This window comes from Methanoregula sp., assembly GCF_028712425.1.
Taxonomy (GTDB): Archaea; Halobacteriota; Methanomicrobia; order Methanomicrobiales; family Methanospirillaceae; genus Methanoregula.
Genome location: NZ_JAQTQD010000015.1, coordinates 1 through 22707, shown reverse-complemented (window position 1 = coordinate 22707; position 22707 = coordinate 1). Strand labels below are relative to the sequence as shown.

Sequence of the window (22707 nt, the reverse complement as noted above, 5' to 3'; positions counted from 1 at the left end):
TTTGCACGCCGGATTCTGTTAAAAATTATGTTTCAGGGCCGCGGACCTCCATGGACGGGATGATTCGGCCAGCCGTACCGTAACCCGGCCTGCACGGGAGATCACCTCAGCCAGCCGGACAAGCCCGGGGAGTTCGGTTGCCTGGTGGGTGGCATCCAGCAGTACGATGCCAAGATTCTGTGCCAGTACCGCTCCCTTATGGGTGAGATCCCCTGAAAGGAAAAGATCGACGCCGCACTCCTTTGCAAGGGCAATGAGATCGGGATTTAACCCGAACCCTGAAACAAGGCCGACAGTCCCGATCCTGCAGTCATGCCGGTAATTGACAATCCGTATATCATCGGTCCGGAGTCTGCCCATGACTTCCCAGGTGAACCTCGGGAGCGGTACCGGTCCGCCCCGGATTGTACCGGTTCTCCCAATCCCGGTCGCGGGATCCATGACACCGTCGACCGCGATATCAAGGCAATCCGCCAGTGCATCGCAGGCACCGCCTTTCAGCACGTCCCAGTTGGAATGGATGACATAGGTGGGGATCTCCGGTTCGCATACCGGAGGATGGTGCAGGATAAGGAGATCATACTCCCCCAGATCTGTCCCGCCAAGATCCTTTTCCAGGGGATAATCAAGAGAGATGAGGATGTGTCGGACTGCCAGGCCGTCAGCGTCTCCCGGGCCGATAAAACCAACCCGATCTCCCGCCAACGACAGATCCAAGGGGATGATTTCCTCCACATTTCTGAACAATGTCGTTGCCTTCAAGCATATCACCTCCCCGGACACCGGCAACATATGACTTCAGCCGTTCAAGGGTTCCCCAGACAAGGGCATCGCAATCCACATCTGTCAGCGAGGAAACGGTAAGCGCAGGGCGTTCCAGGCTCTCGAAAAAACGTGCAGGGTCCCGGTCCCCAAAAAGGATCCGTTCGGAGAATTCCATCGGTGCGGTACAGTAAAGGACCCCCTCCTGCCGATGCGCGGCGGCCATGGCATGCCGTAGCACGCCCATCGAGAGAGTCATTGTCCCGGACGTTTTCGCAGCCAGGCCGCCGGTACGCAGGATGCCCTTTTCCTCGGCCAGGATACTCCCGGCTCTCTCCCAGCACTGCCGTACCTGGCGGATCATCGTATCGCTCCCGTCGGATGCCGGGTCCTCTGTCACGAATGTCCTGCAACGGGGAAGACGATGGATATCCTCCGGGGATATACCCCCAATCCCGCTGGTATCAATGACAAAATCCCAGGTCCGGCCCGTTACTTCTTCAAGAGAGGTAGTGAACGATACTCCCGGGTGGAGCAGGCAGTTCAGGTGAGGATGGACATCAAGGACGGTTACCGGGCATTTTCCGATAAGCCTGTTTGCAATTCCCGCGCCGGTAAGATACGTTCCGATGATGAGAGCATTGCGGGGTTCCCGTCCGCGATCGGCCAGCCAGGCGGCCACTGCCCGGGCCTTGGTCGATATGACGGAGTTCATCACATGGGCCAGCATTACGCGGGAGGTGCAGGTACGCACCGCATGGGTGATACCGTATTCCGGCAGAGAAGATCTTGCCATTACGGATCCTGCCTCTCCAACTGACTGGTGAGCCCGATACGCTCCAGCGCCATCACCATCTCATCATGGACGGCCAGTTCCACGGGTTTTTTATGGATACTGTGGGATGGCGAGAGTCCCGCCGTCAGTATCCGGCCCCGGTTGTCGAGGATTACAAGCATCGATCCCGATCCGGGCATGCCTAATCGTCCCCGGGCAATGACCAGGTCGCACCCCGATATATCAAGCGCCATAAGCGCTTTCGTCAGTGCCGGCATCCGGCTTATATCGCAGCAGTTGGTGTCACAGTGCAGGTGAACGGCACGGGGCAGCCCGAATTCGGCAAGGACGGTATTGATAACGGATATCTTGACGGTGTTACGATTAGGAACGATGATGGTCCTTGCGCCGCGGATATAATGGCGGATTGCTTCCAGTTCAGCATCGGTATCGCCTTTGCGGGCGCCTGCCAGGGATTCATGGTATGCTCCCCGTATCAGATCCTCCATAAACACGAGGGCCACCTCAGCTCAGGGTAGGCAGACCGGCGTCGTGCCGGATTTCCTGCCGGGTTATCTGGGGATCCAGGCCGAGATCCCGGATTACCTTCAGCACCCCGGCCAGGGTTCCAAAGGCCGGCGACCCCACACCTTTGATAGGGAGGGGGTATTGATCCGGAATCACTGTTGCCACATTGTCTGCCCCGGCAAGGAGCGGGTACTTCAGGTTCTCCGGGCCTATCGTAGGGGTCGGAACGGTGATCCGTATCTCCGGGTAGAGGATCCTTGTGATGGCAATCGTCTTGATCTGCTCCTTCAGGGAACACGGGGGATGATTCTCCATGGGTGTGCCGGCATAGGGATTGAACCCCATGATGGGGATCTCCCCGAGAGTATCGAAAGCGGAGAGATAGTCCAGGTGCCGTACCCGGTCTTCGCAGGATTCACCGATACCAATCAACAGACCAGAGGAGAGCTCGATCCCGTTGTCCGAGATCATCCGGCAGGCATTTATACGCCGGTCCAGGGTCTCACCTGGTTTTATTGCATGGAAAATGGAACGGTTTACCGTCTCCAGGTTGCAGCAGACCGTGTCTGTCCCATAGCGTGCAAGAGATGCAACGGACTCCTTCGTAAGATCGGAACCCACGTTGATCAGAAGTTCAAGCGAAGAATTTTCCTTGACGATCCGGGCGGCATTCACGGCCTGCCTGCCCCCATATCCATGTGCACCGGAGCAGCTTACCCGGGGTATGCCCGACCTCCCGATATTCATTACTGCTTCCCGGATCTCATCATCGGTCTTGAAAAACGGGTGGAAATAACCGGAAGGAGAGGTCCCTGCGGCAAAACCGCAGTAATGGCATTTTGGGGTAACCTGGCACTGGTTGGTGAGATGGACTGTCGAGGTCAGCTTGATGGTCTTTCCATGCTCCTTCTTAATCAGGAATGCAGCCCTGCTCAGGCTGGCGAGATCTTCGTCGCGCGTGATATGGAAGAGCGCTAGTATCTCATGGGTATCCGGCCGTTCTCCCCCCCGGATTTTTTTAATAATTTTCTTAATCATATTAACACCACGTATGATGAATAAATAAAATATTATTAAGAAGTGATACAATATACATTATTCTATCTTTACCCGGACACCGTGATACCGGACAGGATCGGCGGCGATTCTATCGATCATACAGGAGCAGTCCCCATAACCAGGGTCGTGACAAAGACCGTTTCATCGAATTCATCTGCCATCGATTTTGCACGGTCCCGATGGCGGGCGAGGAACATCCAGGTACCCGGGCCGGAAACCGGGAGACAAACAATCCCGTCTGCACCCGTTTTCCCCCGTGCAGCGATACGGCCCTGCTCTTTTGAAACGGCTTCCACGCAGACACCGGAAACCGGATTTCCCTCGTACACCAGGGAAAGGGCAATCTCCCTTCCGGCAACCAGATGTGCGGACCGGGGAATAATGTCGAGGATTCCATGAATGTGCCCGGGAGGGGCGCCCCCGGTATTGCCGAAAGGAATGATGATTTTTGCCATCTGGCGAAACGCTCCGGCATACACGATATCATCATAACACCTCCGGGGCCCGAGTTTGCAACCGGCAGTCTGGGAAATGGATATAAGCACCGGATTGAGATCGGCAAACGATGTATAATACCCGTCTTTGACTGCCTTCAGTTCCAGGAAATGGCGCGTATCGACACTCTTCATTTCCGGTATAATCTCCAATCCATCCGGATCAAATACCCGGGACACGATCCGGGACATGTCAATACTGCCGTCTGTACGCATGCAGTCCCCGTAGAGTATCTCGATATCCAAGCCGCGATCAGCGCGCTGTGCAACCTCCAGCCATATTTCGTGTCCATTAACCATACGCAAAAGGGAGTCCTGGCCTTGTCCGGGCACATCATACATAACCCAGTATTGCAAAGGCACAGTATTAAAAATTTGTTAAAACGTAGCAAAATTTAATAACATTATATGCAAAATGACATAATGGAGATGGCCCGATGAAAGGGGATACCGATAACAGGGAATTTCTTCTGTATACTGAGACAGTCATCGCAGGATGCGGCAACCCGCTTTTTGGCGATGACGGGTTCGGGCCTGCTGTTGCCGAAGCCTTGCAGAGATTTTACTTCCCGGAGAACATCAGGGTAATCGATGCCGGGACCAGCGGGCCGGCAATGATCTTCGATATCCTCGATCCGGCTGCCACAAAACACCTTATCGTCATCGATTGCGCCGATTTTGGTGCACAACCCGGGACAATCCGTGTTTTCAACCTGTCATATCCCGTTCCTGCCGGTATCCGTGATGCGCAGCCGGGGGGGATAATCGCAGCTCTGAGCGATCTTGCTCCGCATATCAAAATCACGATTATCGGGTGCCAGCCACGGGAGAATACCTGGCCTGAATTGAAAATTGACCTTTCCGATGAGGTTGCCCGGGCGATCCCCATGGCAACCAGAACAGTCCTGGAGCTTCTGGACATGGACACCAGCTGCCCGCTCTGTTGCATCCTCCAAAAAACCGCTATCGGGCTCACCGGAGACAACTGAACTGAAATCCACAGCGGCACATTTTTCCCCGGCCGGAAACGGGATCTTGCAGGCAGGCACTCTACCCCGGGCAGGTCGTGGTATTTGAATGAGAGGGGGATTATGACGCCGGTAATCCCGGACCGTGGCGTGACAGAGATCGCTGATCGCCGAATTCATCGGTCAATCCGACAAGAAAACGGGATCCGGGTTCTTCATGGGCGATATAAAAAAAAGGGACGTGCAAAAATTACCTTTCGCCAGTAGACTGGGAGAAACCCGTGAACATCGGAGTGATTTCCGGTGAGGCTTATATTCCGTCACCGTACAAAATTCAGCATATAAAGTATTAAGTTTTTTCTTTTTTGTATGATTATATATTACATTTATAAAGATATTGGAGATTTTTGCTGATGCTGGATGATATCCCGGAACCTGCTACGGCACCCACCCGGAGAACAATCATGAAGACCTCAAGATATCCGGTATAAACCGGTCGGATAGTAATTGAGATTATGTATAGTATTCTTATATAGTATTAAAAAAATAAGATTTCATAAGATTGAAATGGTGGAGAGAAAAGAGAGACTACCTATAACCATGATAACCGAAGACTATCTCTGCCGTATTGGAGTATCCCTCCCCAATAACCTGCTCGGGCAATTCGATGAAATCCTGAAATACCGACAATACACATCCCGTTCCGAAGGCATACGCGATGCTATCCGGATCTATACCATCAACAACCAGTGGATTTCCGATTCAACGGGCCTCCGTAAAGGTGTCATTACAATCGTCTACAATTTCAGGACCGCGAATCTTTTTGAGTTCATTTCCGATATCCGGAATCAGTACAGGGACGCAATCCAGACAATCTTCATGCGACAGGTATCGGAAGAACGCCGGGTAGAGATCATGGTTGTCAGGGGAACAAGTACGGAACTTCGTGAACTGGCCGATTCACTGGCGGAAAAGAAGGGGATTGAGTCCGTCCGGATCACAACGGTATCGTTGTCATAGTCCTTCCGCCCCCAGCTGAAGGTTCCCCCAACCATACTGTTTTAAAATCCAAATGATGGATCCCTTATCCACCCCTCCTTGCCCCCCAGGAGGGGGTGCTACCTCCCCCACCCGTATAATCATAAATGACAGACTAAGCCCGGCCGGTATTTCGCATAATTACCAACCCCGGACAAAACCCACAAAATGAGCAAAAATCCTGTTAACCGGGACTTTTCCCTGCATTTCACCCCAGTACCTGCGGCAGGATCACGAACACGTTGTTCACGACAACGAAGATGTACATCGTGATGAGCATGCAGTAGAAGAACACCCCCGAGCCCCGCACCTGCCTCTCTGCAACCAGTGCAACGATAATAATCACGGCCAGGATTGCAGCCTTGAGTGCCAGGTGGACCAGGGGACTTGCCACAACGGCGACCATGAACAAATTGAGCTCGACGCCGCCCATCAGGAGGATGATCTCCGTTGTCACGATATCGAGCAGGAACAATGAGCCAAGAATGAGCACGAGCTCAATAATGCGGCGTGCCGCGTCCTTTTCCGGGGTCTGGTTAACTCGGACAGGATAGCGGAGCCCGGGTACCATGATTCCTGCTGGCATAGCAGATACTAAAAACGTGCTTATATTAATCCTTTTTTGTCATTACAACCTCAATTTAACGCTAAAATTAAGATTCAACCCGGATTTTCGCGTTTTTTATGCACTGTTAAGAGAACGGTAGTACCGGGTGCTACGTTTTTTGTTTGCTCAGCATAGCACGCGGGAACTCACGAAGGGACGGGAAGAGTGCCCGATCCGGGAACTGGCAGGGAGGTATGATTGTCTGAAATCGCAACAAAAAGGAAGTACCACCCTCGCTTTTCCGGATTGATCCCGCAACACAACCCCGTCTGTAAAAAAAGAGACGGACAGAGGAGTGACGAACTATTCCCCCGCCCGATAATCAGTCACAATGCAACGTACACCCAGCCGGGGGGCCCAATCGATACTTCTGGTGCATATCGCATCGCGACACAATAAAATTGTCAGACAAGGCATATAGAGTTTCTAACGCAATCGTCTACCAATCAGGATTGACCATTCATGCAATACTCCCCAAAGGGAATCCAGCCCATGGATCAACCAGCAGGGGGTATGATTAGTTTGAACCGCAACAGGCAGGGGGGGTCTCCCGCATACCCCCCCTTCCCTCAGTCTCGGCGCCAACCCACCTTCTCACCATCCTCACACGACGTAAGACTCCACGCCTGCGATCACTCGGAACCGCCATAACCGTACAATTTCAAGCTGCATGAGGGGGTGTCAGGCATCCCCCCCTGGCCCCGGGTGGGGGGGTATGATCGGTTTGCAGCGCACCATGGGGGGGAGGTATGCCGGATACCCCCCACCACTTTTTTGGGAGATGTGCATTATTGAACGGTATTTCCGGACCAGTTCCCCGTCGATGAACTGTCAGGGTAACCCTGCTCAAACAGGGGACCGAGGGGTCTCTTTCGGTCAAAGGGGGGAGGGGTATACCGGACACCCCCCCACCCTTAGGGCAGGGGGGTATGATCACGTTCAAACGAAACTGGGGGAGGGGTGTCAGTTAACCCCCCGGATGGGAGGAATCTGTGTGGGACCGGATATGTGTGTGGCTCTATCCCTTCAAAATAGTAAGATGCCGATGGATAATAACCCAAAAAAAGATGGATATTTATGCGGAATTATATCCCCACAGAACATCCCCGTGCGCCACCTGCGGGGAGAGAGTTGCCGAACACCGTGCCCGGGTGAAAGACGGGAGATTTGTCTGCATCCGCGGTGCAGGCGAGTATGGACGGGGATGGCAGTAACAACCGGATCGATTCCAGGCAGAGCTTATACTTCTGCCGGTTTTTCTTTTCCCGTTATTGACTGAGTACTATCGTTCTTCCGGCTTACCAGGTACCGGTACCGTGGCGGATCGCCCGGTTTGTGCCCTGCCACCCGATCAACGCGGACAACAACATAGGGGCACTGCCCGAACTGCCCGGCATGCAGCCGGCGCAAAAACCCCGATACCGTGTTGCACTGGTACCGGGTCAGGCCGAAATAGTCGCGCAGTTCCTGCACCGTCACCCACCGCTTGTCAGAGCCGTCTGCCTGCATGAACTGCTCCAGCAGTTCCGGGATGCCGTTATATTTTCTCATGGCTCCTGAAAACAAAATGGGAGGCCGGATCTATGCCTTTGGTGCATCGATCTCCCGGACCAGCCGTTCCATTACGGCATCTACGGCCTTCCACGTGGGGGAGTCCGCGTGCCGCAGGATATAGGGGCGCCCGTCGTCGCCGGCCTTCACCATCTCGGGGTCCAGCGGGATCGCCCCGAGGAACGGGACGCCGAGGTCCTCTGCTGCCTTCTTCCCGCCACCGGTGGAGAAGAGATCGACAAAACCCCCGCAGTGGGGGCAGACCATCCCGCTCATGTTCTCGATCACGCCAAGGACCGGAAGATCGAGTTTCTCGATGAACTTTGCCGCCCGCATGGCGTCCATGACCGCGACTTCCTGAGGGGTTGTCACGATCACGGCGCCGCGGACATTGGGGGCGAGCTGGGCAATCGTGAGTGCCTCGTCACCCGTACCGGGAGGGAGGTCGACCACGAGATAGTCAAGCGCCCCCCAGTGCACTTCAGAAAGGAACTGCCGGATTGCCGTCATCTTCATCGGGCCGCGCCAGACCACCGGCGTGCTCGTATCCGGCAGCAGGAACGCCATCGAGATCGCCGAGAGGTTGCCGGTCACGGGGACCGGTTCAATCGTATTGGTGGTAACCGCCGGCCGCTGGTCCTCGATCCCCAGCATCTTGGGTATGTTCGGGCCATGGAAGTCGAGGTCGAGGATGCCGGTCTTCTTCCCCTGGTTTGCAAGCGCGAACGCGAGGTTGACGGAGACGGTGGACTTGCCCACCCCGCCTTTCCCGCTCAGCACGAGGATGACGTGCTTCACGTCGATCTTTGCTTTCGGGGGCAGGCCTTTGGGCGCTCCTGCGGTCTTCTTTGACGGGCAGGTCTCGCAGTTCTCGGTGCAGTTCTCATCGCAGGTATCGGGATTTTTTCGTGTCTCTTTCTCTTGTGTCATAGTCTCATCTCAGGGAAAATTTCAAAAAAACAGGGGGGTTATTCGTGATCAGTCTGCCTCCTCTTCGTCAGTCACCTGGGCCAGGACCTGCTCCGTGGGGCCGATGGAGAGGATCTTCCCGCCCCGCATCAGGGCGAGCCGGTCGCAGATATCGCGGACAAAGTCCATGTCGTGCGAGACCACGATGAAGGTCTCGTCCATCTCGTCGCGGGCATGCAGGATCGAGTGCTTCACGTCCTGCTTTGTGATCGGGTCCATGGTCCCGGTCGGCTCATCGAGGATGACAAGCCGGGGCTCGCGGATGAGCACCTGGGCAAGGGCGACCCGGTGCCGTTCACCGTCCGAGAGTTCGCCGGGGAGCCGGTTCAGGATGGCCTTTGCTTTCTCCTCGGAGAACCCGGCCATCCGGAGCGTGACAACGGCCTTTCGCACTGCAAGTTCCTTGGGGAACTCGAGACCGATCGAATCGGTCAGGTTGTCGATGACCGAGCGGTGCGGGAAGAGGTCGTACTCCTGGTGGAGGAGGCCGATGTACTCCTTTGCCCGGCCCCGCTGGTCGATGCCGGGCTTTGTCATGTCCACCCAGTCTTCACCGATCAGGACATTCATCTCCCCGCTCGTGGGTTCGATGATGCCGGAGATGATCCGCGAGAGCGTGGTCTTGCCGGCGCCGCTCTTCCCGATGATCCCGAAGATCTCCTTCTTTGCCACATCGAACGTCACGCTGTTTACAGCTTTCACCACGCCACGGTCAACCGAGATATACCGCTTGGTCACGTCCCGCGCTGCAAGGATCTTCTCCCCGATCTCCGCCGGCCCCGCGTCCTCGATCTCGTGGTAGTCCTTTGCAAAGGCTTTGATGACGGACTTCGGGGACCCGATGGCCGCGATCCCGCCATCGGAGAGCAGGATGGCCCGGTTAGCCATATCCTCGATCACCTGCGAGAAGTGCGAGGTAACGACCATGCCCATCGCGTTCTTCTGTGCGGCCTCAAGGAGCATTGCGTGCACGAGCTGTGCCGTCTCGGGGTCGAGCGTGCCCGTGGGTTCATCGGCAAAGAGCATGGCCGGGTTCTTGGCCAGCTGCCGGGCCAGGACCACCCGCTGCTTCTCCCCTCCCGAGAGGTCGCGGGCGATATGCATCATCCGGTGCGAGAGTTTCACCTGGTCGATGAGGTCGGCAGCACGGTTGATCGCATGCTCCTGCGGGTACCGGATGTCGTCGAGCGCGTGGAGCACGTTCTCGATCACCCGGTCGTCGCCGTACAGGGCGAACGTGCGCTGGAACATGATGGCGGTCCGGTTCATGACCCGGGACTTCATCCCGTCTGTCTTCTCGTCCCAGAGATCGACATCGACCGCGACAAGCTCCCCGCCGCATTCGGGGCATTTCCCTCCGGCCCGGCTCTGCACATCCATGAACGCACAGCGGTTGCAGGCTGCCATGTGGTAGACGATCGATCCTTTGGTCGGGGGCTGTTCCACGCCGCGGAGGAGGTGCATCAGCACGCTCTTCCCGGCGCCGCTCCTGCCGATGACCCCGAGAACCTCTCCCTCCGGGATCTCGAAGGATACGTTGGTTAAGACCCGGGTATCGTCAAAGTCCATACAGAGATCGGACACGCTGATAAACGGTTGTGGCATGGCTTCTCACTCCCGGGGAGGTGTTTCCACCCGGTCCTTTGCAGGGCAATCCGGTTGCTCTTCCTTTCGTATGCAGCTGTCAGGGCTGCGGTGGCAGGGGCCCATTCCCCTCCCAACCACTCGTCCCCGTTTCAGCGGCCCGGTCCCGTCATAATTCGGCATGATACTTCCTTGTACGGAATTATTACACATATGAGCATAAAGATTTAAGGATCGGGAGCAAAGAGGAGTCATGCGGAACGGGCGCCGGTGTGCATCTCCCGGGTGCCTTACCGGGCATCCGGCGCACCGGGCAATCCCGCCCGCTTGGTAAAAAGAGGATTCTTTGTTCCGGGATCATTCCCGCGGGCACTTCGGGCACCGGCCTTCGGCTGCTTTCGTGCACCCGCCCATCTCGATACTCTTGCCGTTCACGAGCGCATCGGCAATCTTCCGGCGCGCCTCGTGAAGGTCGCGCCACGCCGTCTTCCTGGAAACGCCCATCCGCTCGGCTGCCGCCTCCTGTTCCAGGCCTTCGAGGTCGATAAGCCGGATCAGTTCGAGCTCCTCCGGCTGGAGGGTGATCCCTTCGCCCTCCCCCTCGCAGCAGCAGGGCTTGTAGCAGCGGGACTCGGCGTTGCCGGCAATCGTCCGCTGCACCCGGGGCCTCCCCCGCCGTGGGCATTCGTTCATTACGGGATTCTCTTCTGCTGCCATATCGCTGTTCCTGAATAATACTGGAGCCTGAATAGTATAACAGGTTTACCGGTTTTCCTTATGCACTCCACCCTTTATGTGGGATGACCGCGGGGCTGGCCGGGCCTGTACCAGGTACTTTTTGATGATCCGGTACGGCGGGGCAGTGTCGCGGAACTTCTCCATCCGGGCCACGCGGTAACGGCACGCATAGAACGGCCCATGGTGGATCCGCTGGAGAAATCCCGAAATAGCGGGGCCTGCCGATTCGTCCATCCGGAAAAAGGAACGGAATTCCCGGACCGTTATCCAGCACTCTGCTGTTCTGGATGCTTCCATGTACTGCTCCAGCAGCTCGGGGACTTCCGGATGACGTTGCATGGCCGAAGGCTCCAAAAAAAGGGTGAGGGGAGTTCACTGGCACCGGGGCCCGTGGCCGCAGCGGTGCTGGTTTCCCGAACCGGCCGCCGGTCCGCAGCAGCAGGAGTCGCCGAATTTTTTCTCGGACGTGCATTCTTCCCGGTGGCTCCGGCTGCCCGGGCGGTGCCGGTGCTGTTCTCCACATGCACAGGTATGCAGGGGGAGATTGTCATCGTCGTTTTGCTGTGGTGTTGTGTGTGTGGTCTCTTCTGGCATGTGTTCACCAACCGTACGCTTGTCGTACGATAATTACTCATATGCGCATAAATCATTTAAAATGTTGTTCTGTGACACAGATAGAACCTCTCACCGTTGCTGTATCTCTTTCCGTGCCCGGCTTTTTCCAGGACTTCCGGGGACCAGGGTGCTCAGCGCTTCTGATACGGTACCTGCGGTTTCATAATGGCAGAGATTGATGCCGGCCCCGCGGAGGAGCCATCCGGCATTATCGCCGACACTCCCGGTCACCAGCGTTTTGGTTTTGCGGGTGATGAGGAGCCGTACCGCATTCTGGCCGATCTTTGTATCGTGGACAATGAAGCCGTTTCTGATCGCTTCGGATTTCCGGGTCCGGGTATCAAAAAAAATAAAATAGGGCGCCCTGGCAAAATGCGGTTCGAAGAGGCTGTCCAGAGTGGGTCCTTTTGCAGTAACACAGATGATCGTAGGCTATTTACTACACATATGCGCATAAATGGTTAAAACCTTGGCATTGTTACAGGAATAGCAATAAATGAAAATCCGTTTTAATCGCTCCGTTTTCGATTCGGAGGCTATTTTGGAAAACCGACTGGTCGTCAGACCAGGAGGTCGAGAAGAACGTATCAGCGTTCTTCGAGGTCGGATTTCCGGAAAAGGTATCTCAACGCTACGGGCTTATTTTTCGAATCGGAGTCCATTTTAAAAAACCGGTCTCCGGAGGATCGCACTTTTTGGCGAATTAGAGTACAGTGATTTGGAACGGGCTGATTTCCGAATACATTTCCCCCTACAGGGGCTGAAACTGCCCCGGAAAAATGACAGTATAGGAACTCCCGGTTTGAGGATCTGTTTACGATCCAGAGATTGGTGTGTGCGGGGGACCGGCGATGGGATTTTCCGGACCCCCCACCGTACCGGCAGGCAGGTACCCGGCCCCGGTCACCACGCTACAACCGCGACTCAAGGTACACTCCCGCACACCGCCCCAACAACCTCAGGCGGGAGCGTCCCGTTTGTGCAGAGCCAGGAGAGTGCCATGTCCGAACCAAGGGCAATACCAAAACACCCGATGAGCGATCCCGCGGCAATGGCAAGGATCGTGAGCAGGGTGGGGAGGCCAAGGAGCCGGCCGGCAATCGATCCGCGGACGCCTCCGCTTCCCAGTACCGGGACCATCACCATGAGCACTATAGCAAAGAACCAGAGACTTGCCAGCCACCGGCGGGAGAGGAGGAGCTGCCGGGTCTTTTTCGTGAGATCGGACAGCCGCCGCCCGAGCCACGGGAGCCGGTACAGGAGATCGAAGTTCAGCGCCATGAAGAGGGCGGCAATCAGGTCAACCGCAACAATGGCAAGGGCCATGCACCACCAGGGAATGCCAAGGGCAATCCCGACCGGGATCACGCTCTCCTTGCCGGCAGGGGGAAGGAGATAGGCCACAATGAGCCCGTCAAGGATCAGGAACAACTCCTGCGGGAGGGTGAGGAAAAGAACGACCACGAAGGCGACGGCAACCGCTACCGGGAAAAGAAGCGCAAAAAACCGCCATGCCCTGGGGGAAAGCGGGGGAATCTCAGGGAACATGCTCCGGAATCCTCATTCCATCAATACCACGGGCACAGGGATAAACTGAACAGGCCTGGCAGGAGGAGGATGACAGATCCTGTGAAACGACACTGCAGGAACAGGGGGGTACTCGTAGTGTGCCGGTTCTGGTCCGGCACATGCGGTGAAGCAGGTACCCCCTCCATCACCCGGAAAAGGATTTGGAAATCCGGAGATCCTCCCCGTTCCTACTGCAGCCCGATCATGTACCCGTAGTGCGAGTACACGTCCCGGACCAGGTCCATGGCCTTCGGGTTGCCCCAGTCGTGCATCCATTCCGAGACCAGCGACTCGGTCGTGATGGGTATGACCCCGGCCTGGAGCATCCGCTTGATCCCGTACTTGTGGGCATCAGGGGTTGAATCGCCCGCTGCGTCCACCAGGCCGTACACCTCGTACCCGTCGCGGAGGGCATGGAGCGCAGTATAGCAGAAGCACATGCTCGTCCAGAGCCCGGCAACAACGACTTTCTTCCGGCCGGTCTTCTTAAACGCGGCATAGGTCTTCTCGTCCTCGAACGCGTCGAAGCTCGGCACCTTCCTCGCAATCGCCTCCTCTTTGGGGAAGAGCTTCTGGATATCGCCAATGAACTTCCCGTTGTGGTCCGGGTTGATGGTCGAGAGCACGACCGGAACCCCGAGGATGCTTGCGGCCTTCGCCGAGCAGTAAGCGGCGTTCCGGATGATCGTTTTGTCGCTTGACCCAATCCCGGAGAACATCGTGGGCTGGAAGTCCACGAGCACCAGGGCGCTGTTCTTCTCGTTCAGCAGTTCCAGTTTTCCGTCTTTTGCAGCTGGCATAGTCTTTCACCTTCGGATACCCGGCATATCCCCTGCTGCTTCAATAACCGTTTGGATAGTGCCAATGGTTACGACGGCAAAAGACGCTTCCGGAACGTGCCTGTGCGTGAAAAAAGGATCTGAATTTCTATTCTGCCGCGATCCGGTCGTAGAAGAATGCCGCGAGCAGGGCACCGGCAACCGGGCCGATGATGTAGATCGGGAAGAAACCCCAGAGGTTCGAGCCGCCGAGCAGGAAATCCATGAGGTACGGCCCGAACGTCCGGGCCGGGTTCAGGGAGGCTCCGGCAATGTTCCCGGTCGAGGTGATCATCGCGGTCACGGACAGGCCGATGACAAGCCCGGCAAACCCTGCCGGGGCTTTCTTGTCCACGGCCGTGCCCATGATGGCAAGCATCAGCACGAAGGTCGCGATCGCTTCGACCAGGATCGCCTGCCCGTACCCGATGCCGGGGAAGGGAGTGGTAGCCCCGAGGCCGCCGATGGTGACTGCGTCCATCCCCACGGTCAGGAAGAAGAGCAGGCTTCCCACCGCAGCGCCGATGAGCTGGGCGATGATATACGCAACGGCATCCCCGGCCGGGAAGCGCTTCGTTGCCCAGAGGGCGATGGTCACCGCAGGGTTGATGTGGGCCCCGGAGACCCGGCCAAGGGCATAGATGACCACGGCGATCACGATACCGAACGTGAGGCCGATGGCAAACCAGTCGCCGAGCCCCCCGAGCTGCCCGATCCCGATATTGAACGGGGTTGCGGGTTTTGTCCCGTTTGCGATCATCAGCGTGATCGCTGCTGCCCCGGCACCGAAGTACACAAGAAGTGCCGTCCCGACAGCCTCAGCGATACTGCGGTTCGCCAGCGTTGCCACCGGTTATCCCTCCTTTAAGGCCGCACTGCAGTCCGGGCAGAGCATCCGCGGCATCTTCTTTGGCAATTTACGGGAGGGGATAGGATAGCCGCCTTCCCATACATCGATCTCCCTGCGGACCGTATGCTTCATGCAGGTCCCCATACCACAGGCAACGCAGACTGCTACGGCGTCGCTCTCCTTGCCTTCCCTGGCACAGACATAACACTTCATGAATCTCACCTCATGCCGGCACGGGATCATCCCGGAACGGGTTCAGACCGCATCCTTCCACTGGCAGGAGCAGTGCCGGAAATCCATCAGGGCCGCAGATGCGCAGTCCTTGCAGATCCGTGCAGGAGCCGCTGCAGCCTCTTTGTGAAGTGCGATGATATTAGTCATTAAGGTTGCTGTCACCGGCTCGCTCGTCAGGAGACACGGGTAATCGGAGAGGCGCATCATGGCCGAGAACCGGACCGTCATCGCGCAGGCAGGGTACGCGTACCTCTGCGGGTTTGCCAGCACCTCGTTCTTGTGGATCGGCGAGAGATCAATGGCGAAGCCGCCCACCTTCGGGACAACCGGGCCGGCATCGGCTGCCTGCATGCGCCGGGCCTTGTCCACCATCTTCCAGCCCCGGTAGATCATGTCCATGAAGTCGCAGTTGTGGAGCTCGATGGCGGCGCTGCGTTTCGGGTAGAGCTGGACGTAGTTGTGGTAGCGTTTCGTGAGCATGTCCACGACCATGATGGCGTTGAACCCGTCGAGTTCGAGGATGTACTCCGCAGCGCTCGCCGACGAGCCGGTGGCAACCGAGAGCACCTCGTGCTCGGTCTTCATCTTCGGTGCAGCTGCAGAAAGGGTCTTGTCCATAACCTCGGTCACGGACTCGATGACCGCCATGATCACGTCGTCCTTGCACATGTTGTACGTGGACTGCGAGATGTGGTGGGCGATGTCGCCAACGCAGTAGGCCGGCACGGTCACGATGTTGCCGTAGTGGACGCCTTCATCGAGCGAGGCCTTCACCGCACCCTCCATCTTCTTCCGGTACTCCTTCATGTACTTCCGGCAGTCGAACGAGTTCTGGCCGACACTGTCCATCAGCTTTGCCTGCGCATCGACCGGCGTGTCGTAGATGGACTGGACCATCGAGACTTCCTGCTTCACCGCATCGGCAAGGGTAGCCCCGCCTTCCACCGCGTGGGCAAAGACATCACCGATGCCGTACGAGGTGTTCATGGCCCACGATTTCGCGGCAAGGATCGTCTGCTTGTGGGGAACGGGGATGTCGACAGTCTTTAAGATCTGGTTGACGATGTTGCTGCTGCTCCCCGGGATCAGGGCGAAGTCCACGACGCAGGTGGGCCCGTAGAACCCGGCATAGCGCCGGGCCGACTCCTTCCCGATGAGCGCCTCGGCCTTCCCGACCGCCTTGATGAATGCATCCACGCTCTTCCGGAACTTCGGGTCCGCATCGTAGAGCATCTCCATGATGACCGGCGTCTGGTAGTGCTCGACAAACGGGTCGTCCTCGGGCCGGATCGTGTTTGTCAGGCCTTTCAGGATCGCATAATGGGCATTGACCGAGTCGGTGTGCAGCGCAAAAACCGCCTTGCTCTGGCTCCCGGCGGGTTTCATCCCCTTGACGGCATCGACATAGGCCTTCGTGTCGTCGATGACAAAGGCCTGCCCGCGCTTCTTCTTCACCTGGTTCACGTCAGCGTGCTGGGCAGCCATTGCCTCCCGGATCATTTTTTTGATAATTTCCTGTTCCATAATAACCTCCTGGTAACTCAGTATACCGGACTACTGCGTGGTATCGCCGGTGGCGGCCATAAAGGATCGTTCACCTTTCAAAGGTGATTACTGAATAGAAGCCACCCGAGAATACTCAGAGATACATTTCACTAGATCATCATAAAGGTCGTGATGACGGTGATTATATCTGAACTCCAACTCTTTAAGATAGAGCTGGAATTTTCCTGGATTCACCCCGTGATATTTCATCAATCGTTCTTTGGCGAAAGACCAGAAACCCTCGATACCATTGATATAGACCTTCCCATTGACGAATCGTTTCCCATGATCGATTCTCATATGACGGAAACCGTATGAAATAAGGCCGTTATAACTTCGGAATTTATCGGTGTAAATGAGACTTCCGCGTTTCACCTTCTTGATGGCCATGGTAAGGAGAGTCTCACCGGTAACATTCTGAACTACTTCAACTCGGACTTTTCCTCCGCGCTCCAGGATACCGAACACCGGGATCTTCCCGGCTGCACCCCGGCCCCGGTTACCTTTTCTTCTCCCCCCAAAGTACGACTCATCCATCTCTGTCTCTCCGGAGAGAATGAATGAAGAATCATTGTCCGCCCGGACAATCGATTGCCTGAACAGATCGAAGAGATCATAAACTGTGTTATATGACAGATCTAACTGGTGAGCAGCCTCACGAACGGATGTATCCAACTCGAAAAGTTTGATGGAGATTAAGACACGGACCAGGGGAACTCTCAATCCTTCAAGGATACTTCCTCGCCTAGGCCCCCACTCCTTCCGGCAACCGTAACACTTGTACTTACCACGCCGGACTCTACCAATCCGGGTGTTCCCACAATAGGGATACTGTTCAAATCGTTGAAGAATGCCTTGTACCTGAAGGAACTCTTCTGATTTCTCTTCGGATATCGTGTATCGTTGGAGATCTATGAGGTTCATCCATCCAACCACCTGAGTTTATCGTGGTGGTCGTTATTAAGCAATAACCTTTCAAATTTTGTAAGAACATCCAAAAGGTGCATCAGCCGGCGCCAGGGAATGCCGTCGATTCCCTCGCATAACCGCCATGGGACAGGGCCACCCCATCCCTTCAGGGTTTGCATCAAAAGATGAGAACCGGCCCCGGGTTTTTCTCATGTCCCGGTGATCTTCCGGCATTCATCAAAGGAAGGTGAACGAGAACATGACAAAGTCTGTGAAAAAACAGGTCCATGAACAGATTGTTGGGGCACTCAAAGGCGCGAAGTTCCCGGTAAAGACCCCGGCAGACCTCATTGCAGCATTCCCGGACGGGGAGAACACAACCTGCCAGGTAGGCGACCTGAAGATGACGGCTGGCGAAGCCGCACTGCTGCTGAAAGCATCGGACTTCCCGTTCAGGAGCGCAAAGGCCGTTGCCGATGTCGTTGTTGAGCGGGCCGGGATCTGAGCATCTCCCTTTTTTACCCGTGCAGGCCCGAACGGTCAGGCTTCACACGGGCATACCGGAACCGGGCCAGCGTCTTTCCGCCCCAGAGAAACACGACAACCACGGCCGCAATCAGGATAAGGCCGTAGCCGATCACGCCATCGCCCATCTCGTAGGCCGACCGGCTCCCGGGAAAGATGCTCCGGCCGGTGTTGGTCACCGCGTGGAACAGGATCGTTGCAAAGACGCTGCCGCCGGTGTTGTTGTAGAGCCAGACGGTCAGGACCCGGAAGCCCACGGTCAGGAGCGAGCCCATAACAAAGAGCCCCGGGGGCTGGCCGAGCGCTATCATGGACGGCCAGTGCCAGGCCGCATGGATCGATCCCATGATGAGGGCGGCCGTGAGCGCAGGGTACCGGGCCTGCAGGGCGTCGGTCGCGTACCCGGAGTACCCCATCTCCTCACCGATTGCCGCGATGAAGAACAGCCCGAATACCAGCGGCAGGAACACGGGGATGTCCCAGGTGGTAGGGACCGGCAGCCCGGCGAGGCGCATCGCACCATAGGTCAGCACGTAGAGGGCGGGCATCAGGATGATGACGGGCAGGTACCATGTTTTCTTCGTGATCCGCCGGTAGTCAAACGCCCGGGCAAGGAACCGGCGCACACCCCCGGGCTCTCCCTCGTGCCAGACAAGGATCACGGCGGCAAGCAGCGGCGTGAACGTTGCCCCGATGTCGGTCACGGGGAGGTTGTCGACCGGCAGGTGCAGCGGGAAGACAAGATTCGTCACCCAGAACGGGAGCGAGAGCAGGTAGACGAGGAGGAAGAATGTCCAGGGCGACCGTTTCTCCGGCAGGTGGGCCCTCTCCCCCGGACCGGCATCCCCCGTCATGGTCACATGCCCCCAAAGATCCATGCGGCAATCCCGATGAACGCGAGGAACCCGAGAAGCGCCGCAACCGCATAGCCCCGGGCGGTGAAGGGATTCTTCTTCGAGAACCCGAGGAAGGAGTTCGCGTTAATCAGGTGGAACGCGAGGCCGAGAGCGAGCAGCGGAACGACCAGCGCCGGCGGGACCGCAAGGACCGTGACGCCAACATAGAAGATAAGTTCGATGACAAACGCCCGCCGGGGATAATTCCAGAGCCCGAGGCCGACCTTTGTATCGTTGCCGGTGCCGAGGACCGGGAGATCCTTCCGGTGCGTTACCACGTCGAGGAGCCAGTGCGAGGCCGAGGCTGCGACAAACACAACACCCGCGAGCGGGCTCACGAAATACGCAATGGCGAGCCCGGGGATAGCCGCGATCAGCGTGCCCGTGACGAGCGAGTGGGAGTACGGGTACGAGGTGAACCCGATGGCATTCTGGAGCGGGCTGTCGGGGCTGACCGTAACCGTCTCCCTGCCGGTAAGGATCAGGACCGGCCAGAGCAGGTCGGGGAAGCTGACCCCGAAGAGGATGACAAGGGGCGGGACTGTCGGGAAGAGCGCGATGAGGAGGTAGGCAACCGCAAAGTGCCCGATGAACATATCCCTACCCGTCTTCTCCTTTCAGTCATCTACGCTGATGATCTGCACAGGGCAGAGGTCCGCGGCTTCCTGGGCGCAGGCCTCGAGGTCATCCGGTGGCGTGCCCCGGGCAATATCACCGTTGAGCCGGAATTGTTCGATGACCTGGCTGAATCCGTCCTCTTTCTTCATCTCGAAGAATGCCGGACAGGTATCCCAGCAGGTGCCGCAACTTGTGCAGTTGTCCCGGTCGATATGGACCTTCATGGTTATTCACCAGTACCGGGCGCATGCTCCTGGCATTTGCATCCCTTCGTATGCTCTTTCCCGTGTCCGCCTGCTTCAACAACCGACATGTACAGGTGGTGGGAATAAACCACCCAGCCGATGAACGCTTCAATGTACTCCCGGCCGGAGGCCACGTCATTGACATCGAACTTTTTCTTCGCCATCACGTGGGAGAAGCGGTGGGTAAGGTCTTCCTCAATGGTTTTTGTGATGAGCTGGATCGTCTCAGTGGGATCACCGGTCCCGATCGCTTTCTCTGCCACCGGGACAACCGGGCCTTCACTGAGTCCTGCAGGTTTCATGCCGGTATACGGTGCGCCCTCCCCGGCCCGGTGGAGCCGGATGGCGTTTTCGAAGAACCAGTCGTCAGCTACATCCTGGGCCTCTTTTCCGGTTTTTCTTGCCCTGAGGGTCTTCTCAAAGATGTTCTTCAATTCTTTTTCCGATTCGCGGGGAATCCAGATCAATACATGGTTGATATTCCCTGTCTTCAGCGCCGTTATCGCGGCCCTGACAACGGGACCATCACGGGTGTCACAGTGAGGCGGCATCAGGTATCACTCGTTTTATCATGTTGTTCTCCATTGTCGAGGAAAGGTCATTTTCCCCGGCACTCAGCTGGTGCCTTTTTCCCTGTCGGGTATATTCATGCAGCGCAGCCCGAACTCTGTCAGCCAGTTCTTCCGTACCGGGACCCTGATGTCCTGGTAGATGATCTGGCGCATGTCCTGCATGTTCGCCTTTTCGATGATCAGCTGGTTCTCTTTTAACCTCTGCAGGGCAAAGCGCACGGTCCTCGGGGAGCACTTGGACTTTTTCACCAGGTCCTTGTGGGTCAGCGCACCCTCTTTGCCCAGGATCTTCAGCATGGTCTTCGATGACGGGGGTAACGGGTTCATGATCTCCACCTCAGGATCTGCTCCGTCATGAACACCCGGTCCCGCAGGATTCCGCGCTGCCCGTCTCACCGGCAGTCATCTCTTCACGGATCCGGGCAAGTGCCTTCTCCACGAAATCGTCGATACTCTCCAGCGTTCCCCAGGTCTCGGCACTATAGGCATCGGAGATGAACGGGTCCCTGAGGACAAGGACATTGCCGTCCTGGGCCGGGCCGGACACGTACTTGATGCCGTGGTGCAGGCGGTGGACGCCCTCTGCATTGCTCTTTGGGACCCGTGCGTACACGAGCCAGTAGGTCAGTTTCTCGGTCGCGCTGACATAGACCTCGTTCTCCTGTTCGAACTTTTTTAAGAGTGCTTTTGTTGATTCCTTCATGGTGTCACCTCGTGCATACCATCCCTCTTCAGGTCAGGACGCAGATTGCCTCCGGCACCCGGACCAGAAGGGCAAGGCTCTCGGATACCGTGAACTCCAGAGAATCCCCGGCCGGGCCGTTGAACCCGATGGTCATGTCCTGGCCGATCACGAGCGAGCAGTACTGGCGGCCGGATGCGAGCAGGACACCGCCCTTTTTCAAGACGGGCGCCTTGACAACGTCCCCGCCAAGGATAGACCGGATATGGTCGAGTTCGGTGCCATCGCCCTGCGGGTACCGGCGCAGGAGGAGGTTGTACTGGGAGGGCGCAAGCCCCATGCAGTACGGGCCGTGGAGCCCTGCATCGTCAAGCATGGTCACTGCTTTGATGATCTGGTCCGCTGCCGTGCCGATCTTGTCCCATTTGGTCAGGGCAAGCGAGGCTGGTCCCCCGGCACCCAGGAGCCCGGGGGTGTCCTGGATCCCGGAGAAGATGATCCCGTCCTCAACGCGGGCACACTCGATCGCGGCTGACGCAACCGGTTCCGTGTCGAGGAGCATCTGGTCTTTCTCGCTCGCTGCAAGGTCGCGCTTGCTTAAGAAGAACGAGCTGCTGACCAGGTGGACCGGGATGAACGGGCTGCTCCTGATACCTTCCCCGATCTCGCAGTCGCTCAGGGGGATGACCTTGAGCCCGAGCCCGTAAGGGCCCTCGATGCCGACAAGCCGCCTTCCGGTCATCTGGCTCTTTGCCGCTTCGATCATGGTGGTATCGAGCAGTTTCCAGGTCCCGGCACTGATGGGCGCTTCGTTTCGCCCCAGGTAATCTTTCTCCATGGTTTTTCCTCCTAGGATCGTTTCAGGGATCCAATGGTTGTCTCACCCGCACCCTGCGGGGATGCGAGGTCCGGGGCGGCCATCGAGGCGATCAGGGCATCGACTTCCGATGCGCCTTCCTTCAGGTGGTCGTCCTCGTCACCGGTCAGGATGGCGATGAGCCGGGAAAATTCACCGGCATGCACCCGCTCCTCGTTCGCGATATCGATAAGCACCGCCTTTGCAAGGGGATTGTCCGTTGCATCGGCGTGGGCAAGGTAGGTATGGACCGCCTCGTGCTCGGAGGCCAGGTCAAGGCGCAGCGCCCGGACCAGTTCTGCTAACGACAGGTTCCGTTCCGGGACCATCCCGGAGAACGGATTGACAAATTCCGGCATTTTTTTCACACTCCACTGGTTAATCGCAAGGTGGGGTGCGGGCCTTTTGCCTGCCCCCCGCTTTTATGCAGATGCACAACGGGAGGGTATAGGCTCTTTTGTAAAAGTCAGGCTATGAAACAAAAAGTGAAACATCGGCCATCACGGGCAGGTATGGATGGCAATGAAACGGAGGGGGGATAACTGCCATCTACCCCTGTTGTTCCAGGACCCTTTTTAAGACAATGGCGCTGTTGTGCCGGACATCGTGCGCGGAGAACAGGAGCGTGACGGGGGTTGTGCGGCTTTTTTGCGCAAGAGAACTGACCAGGTCCGGTTTTTCCGCGGGTTCTTTTGTGTAT

The 22707-nt window shown here is 57.1% G+C and carries 32 protein-coding genes; 4 read left to right on the top strand and 28 right to left on the bottom strand.

The window, feature by feature from the left end; all coding sequences use genetic code 11:
* Positions 1–18 precede the first annotated feature (18 nt).
* The 5 genes from PHF39_RS09245 to PHF39_RS09225 form a co-directional block, all read right to left on the bottom strand.
* Positions 19–717, bottom strand: coding sequence for a Nif3-like dinuclear metal center hexameric protein (locus PHF39_RS09245; protein WP_300223252.1), 699 nt, complete (start codon positions 715–717; stop codon positions 19–21).
* On the bottom strand, positions 662–1558 hold the full coding sequence (locus tag PHF39_RS09240) for a DUF1188 domain-containing protein (RefSeq protein WP_300223250.1): 897 nt from the start codon (positions 1556–1558) through the stop codon (positions 662–664). Before PHF39_RS09240 ends, PHF39_RS09245 begins: the two co-directional genes overlap by 56 nt.
* Positions 1558–2046, bottom strand: a complete 489-nt coding sequence (locus PHF39_RS09235; protein ID WP_015284879.1) for a DUF3236 domain-containing protein — start codon at positions 2044–2046, stop codon at positions 1558–1560. Before PHF39_RS09235 ends, PHF39_RS09240 begins: the two co-directional genes overlap by 1 nt.
* Before the next feature lie 16 nt (positions 2047–2062).
* Complete coding sequence (gene hmdB / locus PHF39_RS09230; protein ID WP_015284878.1) at positions 2063–3103, bottom strand: 5,10-methenyltetrahydromethanopterin hydrogenase cofactor biosynthesis protein HmdB; 1041 nt, start codon at positions 3101–3103, stop codon at positions 2063–2065.
* 116 nt (positions 3104–3219) lie between these two features.
* Positions 3220–3918 (bottom strand): DUF4198 domain-containing protein, encoded by a 699-nt coding sequence (locus tag PHF39_RS09225; protein WP_300223246.1) that lies wholly within the window; start codon positions 3916–3918, stop codon positions 3220–3222.
* A 137-nt stretch (positions 3919–4055) separates the two neighbouring features.
* On the opposite strand from PHF39_RS09225, the gene frhD reads away from it, so the two are divergent.
* Together frhD and PHF39_RS09215 are read left to right on the top strand one after the other, a co-directional pair.
* Entirely contained in the window at positions 4056–4607 is a 552-nt protein-coding gene (frhD, locus tag PHF39_RS09220) for a coenzyme F420-reducing hydrogenase, FrhD protein (protein WP_300223245.1), read from the top strand.
* Positions 4608–5186: 579 nt separating this feature from the next.
* Positions 5187–5606: a ribbon-helix-helix protein, CopG family gene (locus PHF39_RS09215; protein WP_300223243.1), complete on the top strand. Its 420-nt coding sequence runs from the start codon at positions 5187–5189 to the stop codon at positions 5604–5606.
* A gap of 226 nt (positions 5607–5832) precedes the next feature.
* Here the strand turns inward: PHF39_RS09215 and PHF39_RS09210 are convergent, their stop codons facing one another.
* Positions 5833–6210, bottom strand: coding sequence for a DUF5658 family protein (locus tag PHF39_RS09210; RefSeq protein ID WP_300223241.1), 378 nt, complete (start codon positions 6208–6210; stop codon positions 5833–5835).
* A 1088-nt stretch (positions 6211–7298) separates the two neighbouring features.
* Here PHF39_RS09210 and PHF39_RS09205 point away from each other — a divergent pair.
* Positions 7299–7445 (top strand): TraR/DksA C4-type zinc finger protein, encoded by a 147-nt coding sequence (locus tag PHF39_RS09205; protein WP_300223239.1) that lies wholly within the window; start codon positions 7299–7301, stop codon positions 7443–7445.
* Positions 7446–7470: 25 nt separating this feature from the next.
* Here PHF39_RS09205 and PHF39_RS09200 read toward each other — a convergent pair whose 3' ends face one another.
* The 14 genes from PHF39_RS09200 to PHF39_RS09140 all read right to left on the bottom strand — a co-directional run bounded on the left by PHF39_RS09200 (position 7471) and on the right by PHF39_RS09140 (position 17628).
* Positions 7471–7782 (bottom strand): hypothetical protein, encoded by a 312-nt coding sequence (locus PHF39_RS09200; protein WP_300223237.1) that lies wholly within the window; start codon positions 7780–7782, stop codon positions 7471–7473.
* Positions 7783–7812: 30 nt separating this feature from the next.
* On the bottom strand, positions 7813–8712 hold the full coding sequence (locus tag PHF39_RS09195) for an Mrp/NBP35 family ATP-binding protein (protein ID WP_300223235.1): 900 nt from the start codon (positions 8710–8712) through the stop codon (positions 7813–7815).
* Between the two features lie 48 nt (positions 8713–8760).
* Positions 8761–10356, bottom strand: a complete 1596-nt coding sequence (gene atwA / locus PHF39_RS09190; RefSeq protein ID WP_300223233.1) for a methyl coenzyme M reductase system, component A2 — start codon at positions 10354–10356, stop codon at positions 8761–8763.
* 6 nt (positions 10357–10362) lie between these two features.
* The gene (locus tag PHF39_RS13960; protein WP_366144222.1) at positions 10363–10518 is read right to left on the bottom strand and encodes a DUF5320 domain-containing protein; all 156 of its coding nucleotides are present in this window, start codon (positions 10516–10518) and stop codon (positions 10363–10365) included.
* Between the two features lie 174 nt (positions 10519–10692).
* Positions 10693–11052, bottom strand: coding sequence for a DUF134 domain-containing protein (locus PHF39_RS09185; RefSeq protein WP_300223231.1), 360 nt, complete (start codon positions 11050–11052; stop codon positions 10693–10695).
* Positions 11053–11097: 45 nt separating this feature from the next.
* Positions 11098–11412, bottom strand: coding sequence for a hypothetical protein (locus PHF39_RS09180; protein WP_300223229.1), 315 nt, complete (start codon positions 11410–11412; stop codon positions 11098–11100).
* Between the two features lie 33 nt (positions 11413–11445).
* Positions 11446–11667, bottom strand: a complete 222-nt coding sequence (locus PHF39_RS09175; RefSeq protein WP_300223227.1) for a hypothetical protein — start codon at positions 11665–11667, stop codon at positions 11446–11448.
* Between the two features lie 90 nt (positions 11668–11757).
* Positions 11758–12039: a hypothetical protein gene (locus PHF39_RS13955; protein WP_366144225.1), complete on the bottom strand. Its 282-nt coding sequence runs from the start codon at positions 12037–12039 to the stop codon at positions 11758–11760.
* Between the two features lie 573 nt (positions 12040–12612).
* On the bottom strand, positions 12613–13236 hold the full coding sequence (locus PHF39_RS09165; protein ID WP_300223223.1) for a small multi-drug export protein: 624 nt from the start codon (positions 13234–13236) through the stop codon (positions 12613–12615).
* 209 nt (positions 13237–13445) lie between these two features.
* Positions 13446–14057 (bottom strand): isochorismatase family protein, encoded by a 612-nt coding sequence (locus tag PHF39_RS09160; protein WP_300223221.1) that lies wholly within the window; start codon positions 14055–14057, stop codon positions 13446–13448.
* Positions 14058–14184: 127 nt separating this feature from the next.
* On the bottom strand, positions 14185–14925 hold the full coding sequence (locus PHF39_RS09155) for an MIP/aquaporin family protein (protein WP_300223219.1): 741 nt from the start codon (positions 14923–14925) through the stop codon (positions 14185–14187).
* A gap of 3 nt (positions 14926–14928) precedes the next feature.
* Positions 14929–15138 carry a DUF2180 family protein gene (locus PHF39_RS09150; protein WP_300223217.1) on the bottom strand — a complete coding sequence of 70 codons (210 nt, stop codon included), beginning with the start codon at positions 15136–15138 and terminating at the stop codon, positions 14929–14931.
* Between the two features lie 42 nt (positions 15139–15180).
* Complete coding sequence (locus tag PHF39_RS09145; RefSeq protein ID WP_300223215.1) at positions 15181–16683, bottom strand: DUF2193 domain-containing protein; 1503 nt, start codon at positions 16681–16683, stop codon at positions 15181–15183.
* Between the two features lie 87 nt (positions 16684–16770).
* Positions 16771–17628 (bottom strand): IS1595 family transposase, encoded by an 858-nt coding sequence (locus tag PHF39_RS09140; RefSeq protein WP_300223213.1) that lies wholly within the window; start codon positions 17626–17628, stop codon positions 16771–16773.
* A 244-nt stretch (positions 17629–17872) separates the two neighbouring features.
* On the opposite strand from PHF39_RS09140, the gene PHF39_RS09135 reads away from it, so the two are divergent.
* On the top strand, positions 17873–18118 hold the full coding sequence (locus tag PHF39_RS09135) for an MTH865 family protein (protein ID WP_300223211.1): 246 nt from the start codon (positions 17873–17875) through the stop codon (positions 18116–18118).
* A 13-nt stretch (positions 18119–18131) separates the two neighbouring features.
* On the opposite strand, the gene PHF39_RS09130 is transcribed toward PHF39_RS09135, so the two are convergent.
* The 8 genes from PHF39_RS09130 to PHF39_RS09095 all read right to left on the bottom strand — a co-directional run bounded on the left by PHF39_RS09130 (position 18132) and on the right by PHF39_RS09095 (position 22366).
* Positions 18132–19016: a type II CAAX endopeptidase family protein gene (locus PHF39_RS09130; RefSeq protein WP_300223209.1), complete on the bottom strand. Its 885-nt coding sequence runs from the start codon at positions 19014–19016 to the stop codon at positions 18132–18134.
* Complete coding sequence (locus tag PHF39_RS09125) at positions 18995–19630, bottom strand: hypothetical protein (RefSeq protein ID WP_300223207.1); 636 nt, start codon at positions 19628–19630, stop codon at positions 18995–18997. The genes PHF39_RS09130 and PHF39_RS09125 overlap by 22 nt, the downstream gene beginning before the upstream one ends.
* A gap of 21 nt (positions 19631–19651) precedes the next feature.
* Positions 19652–19876 carry a ferredoxin gene (locus PHF39_RS09120; protein WP_300223205.1) on the bottom strand — a complete coding sequence of 75 codons (225 nt, stop codon included), beginning with the start codon at positions 19874–19876 and terminating at the stop codon, positions 19652–19654.
* Positions 19877–19878: 2 nt separating this feature from the next.
* Positions 19879–20448, bottom strand: coding sequence for a DUF6448 family protein (locus PHF39_RS09115; RefSeq protein ID WP_300223203.1), 570 nt, complete (start codon positions 20446–20448; stop codon positions 19879–19881).
* A 63-nt stretch (positions 20449–20511) separates the two neighbouring features.
* On the bottom strand, positions 20512–20796 hold the full coding sequence (locus PHF39_RS09110) for a MarR family transcriptional regulator (RefSeq protein ID WP_300223201.1): 285 nt from the start codon (positions 20794–20796) through the stop codon (positions 20512–20514).
* A gap of 25 nt (positions 20797–20821) precedes the next feature.
* The gene (locus PHF39_RS09105; protein WP_300223199.1) at positions 20822–21172 is read right to left on the bottom strand and encodes a hypothetical protein; all 351 of its coding nucleotides are present in this window, start codon (positions 21170–21172) and stop codon (positions 20822–20824) included.
* A 28-nt stretch (positions 21173–21200) separates the two neighbouring features.
* Positions 21201–21989, bottom strand: coding sequence for a family 1 encapsulin nanocompartment shell protein (locus PHF39_RS09100; protein WP_300223197.1), 789 nt, complete (start codon positions 21987–21989; stop codon positions 21201–21203).
* 11 nt (positions 21990–22000) lie between these two features.
* On the bottom strand, positions 22001–22366 hold the full coding sequence (locus tag PHF39_RS09095; protein ID WP_300223195.1) for a ferritin family protein: 366 nt from the start codon (positions 22364–22366) through the stop codon (positions 22001–22003).
* Positions 22367–22707 lie beyond the last annotated feature (341 nt).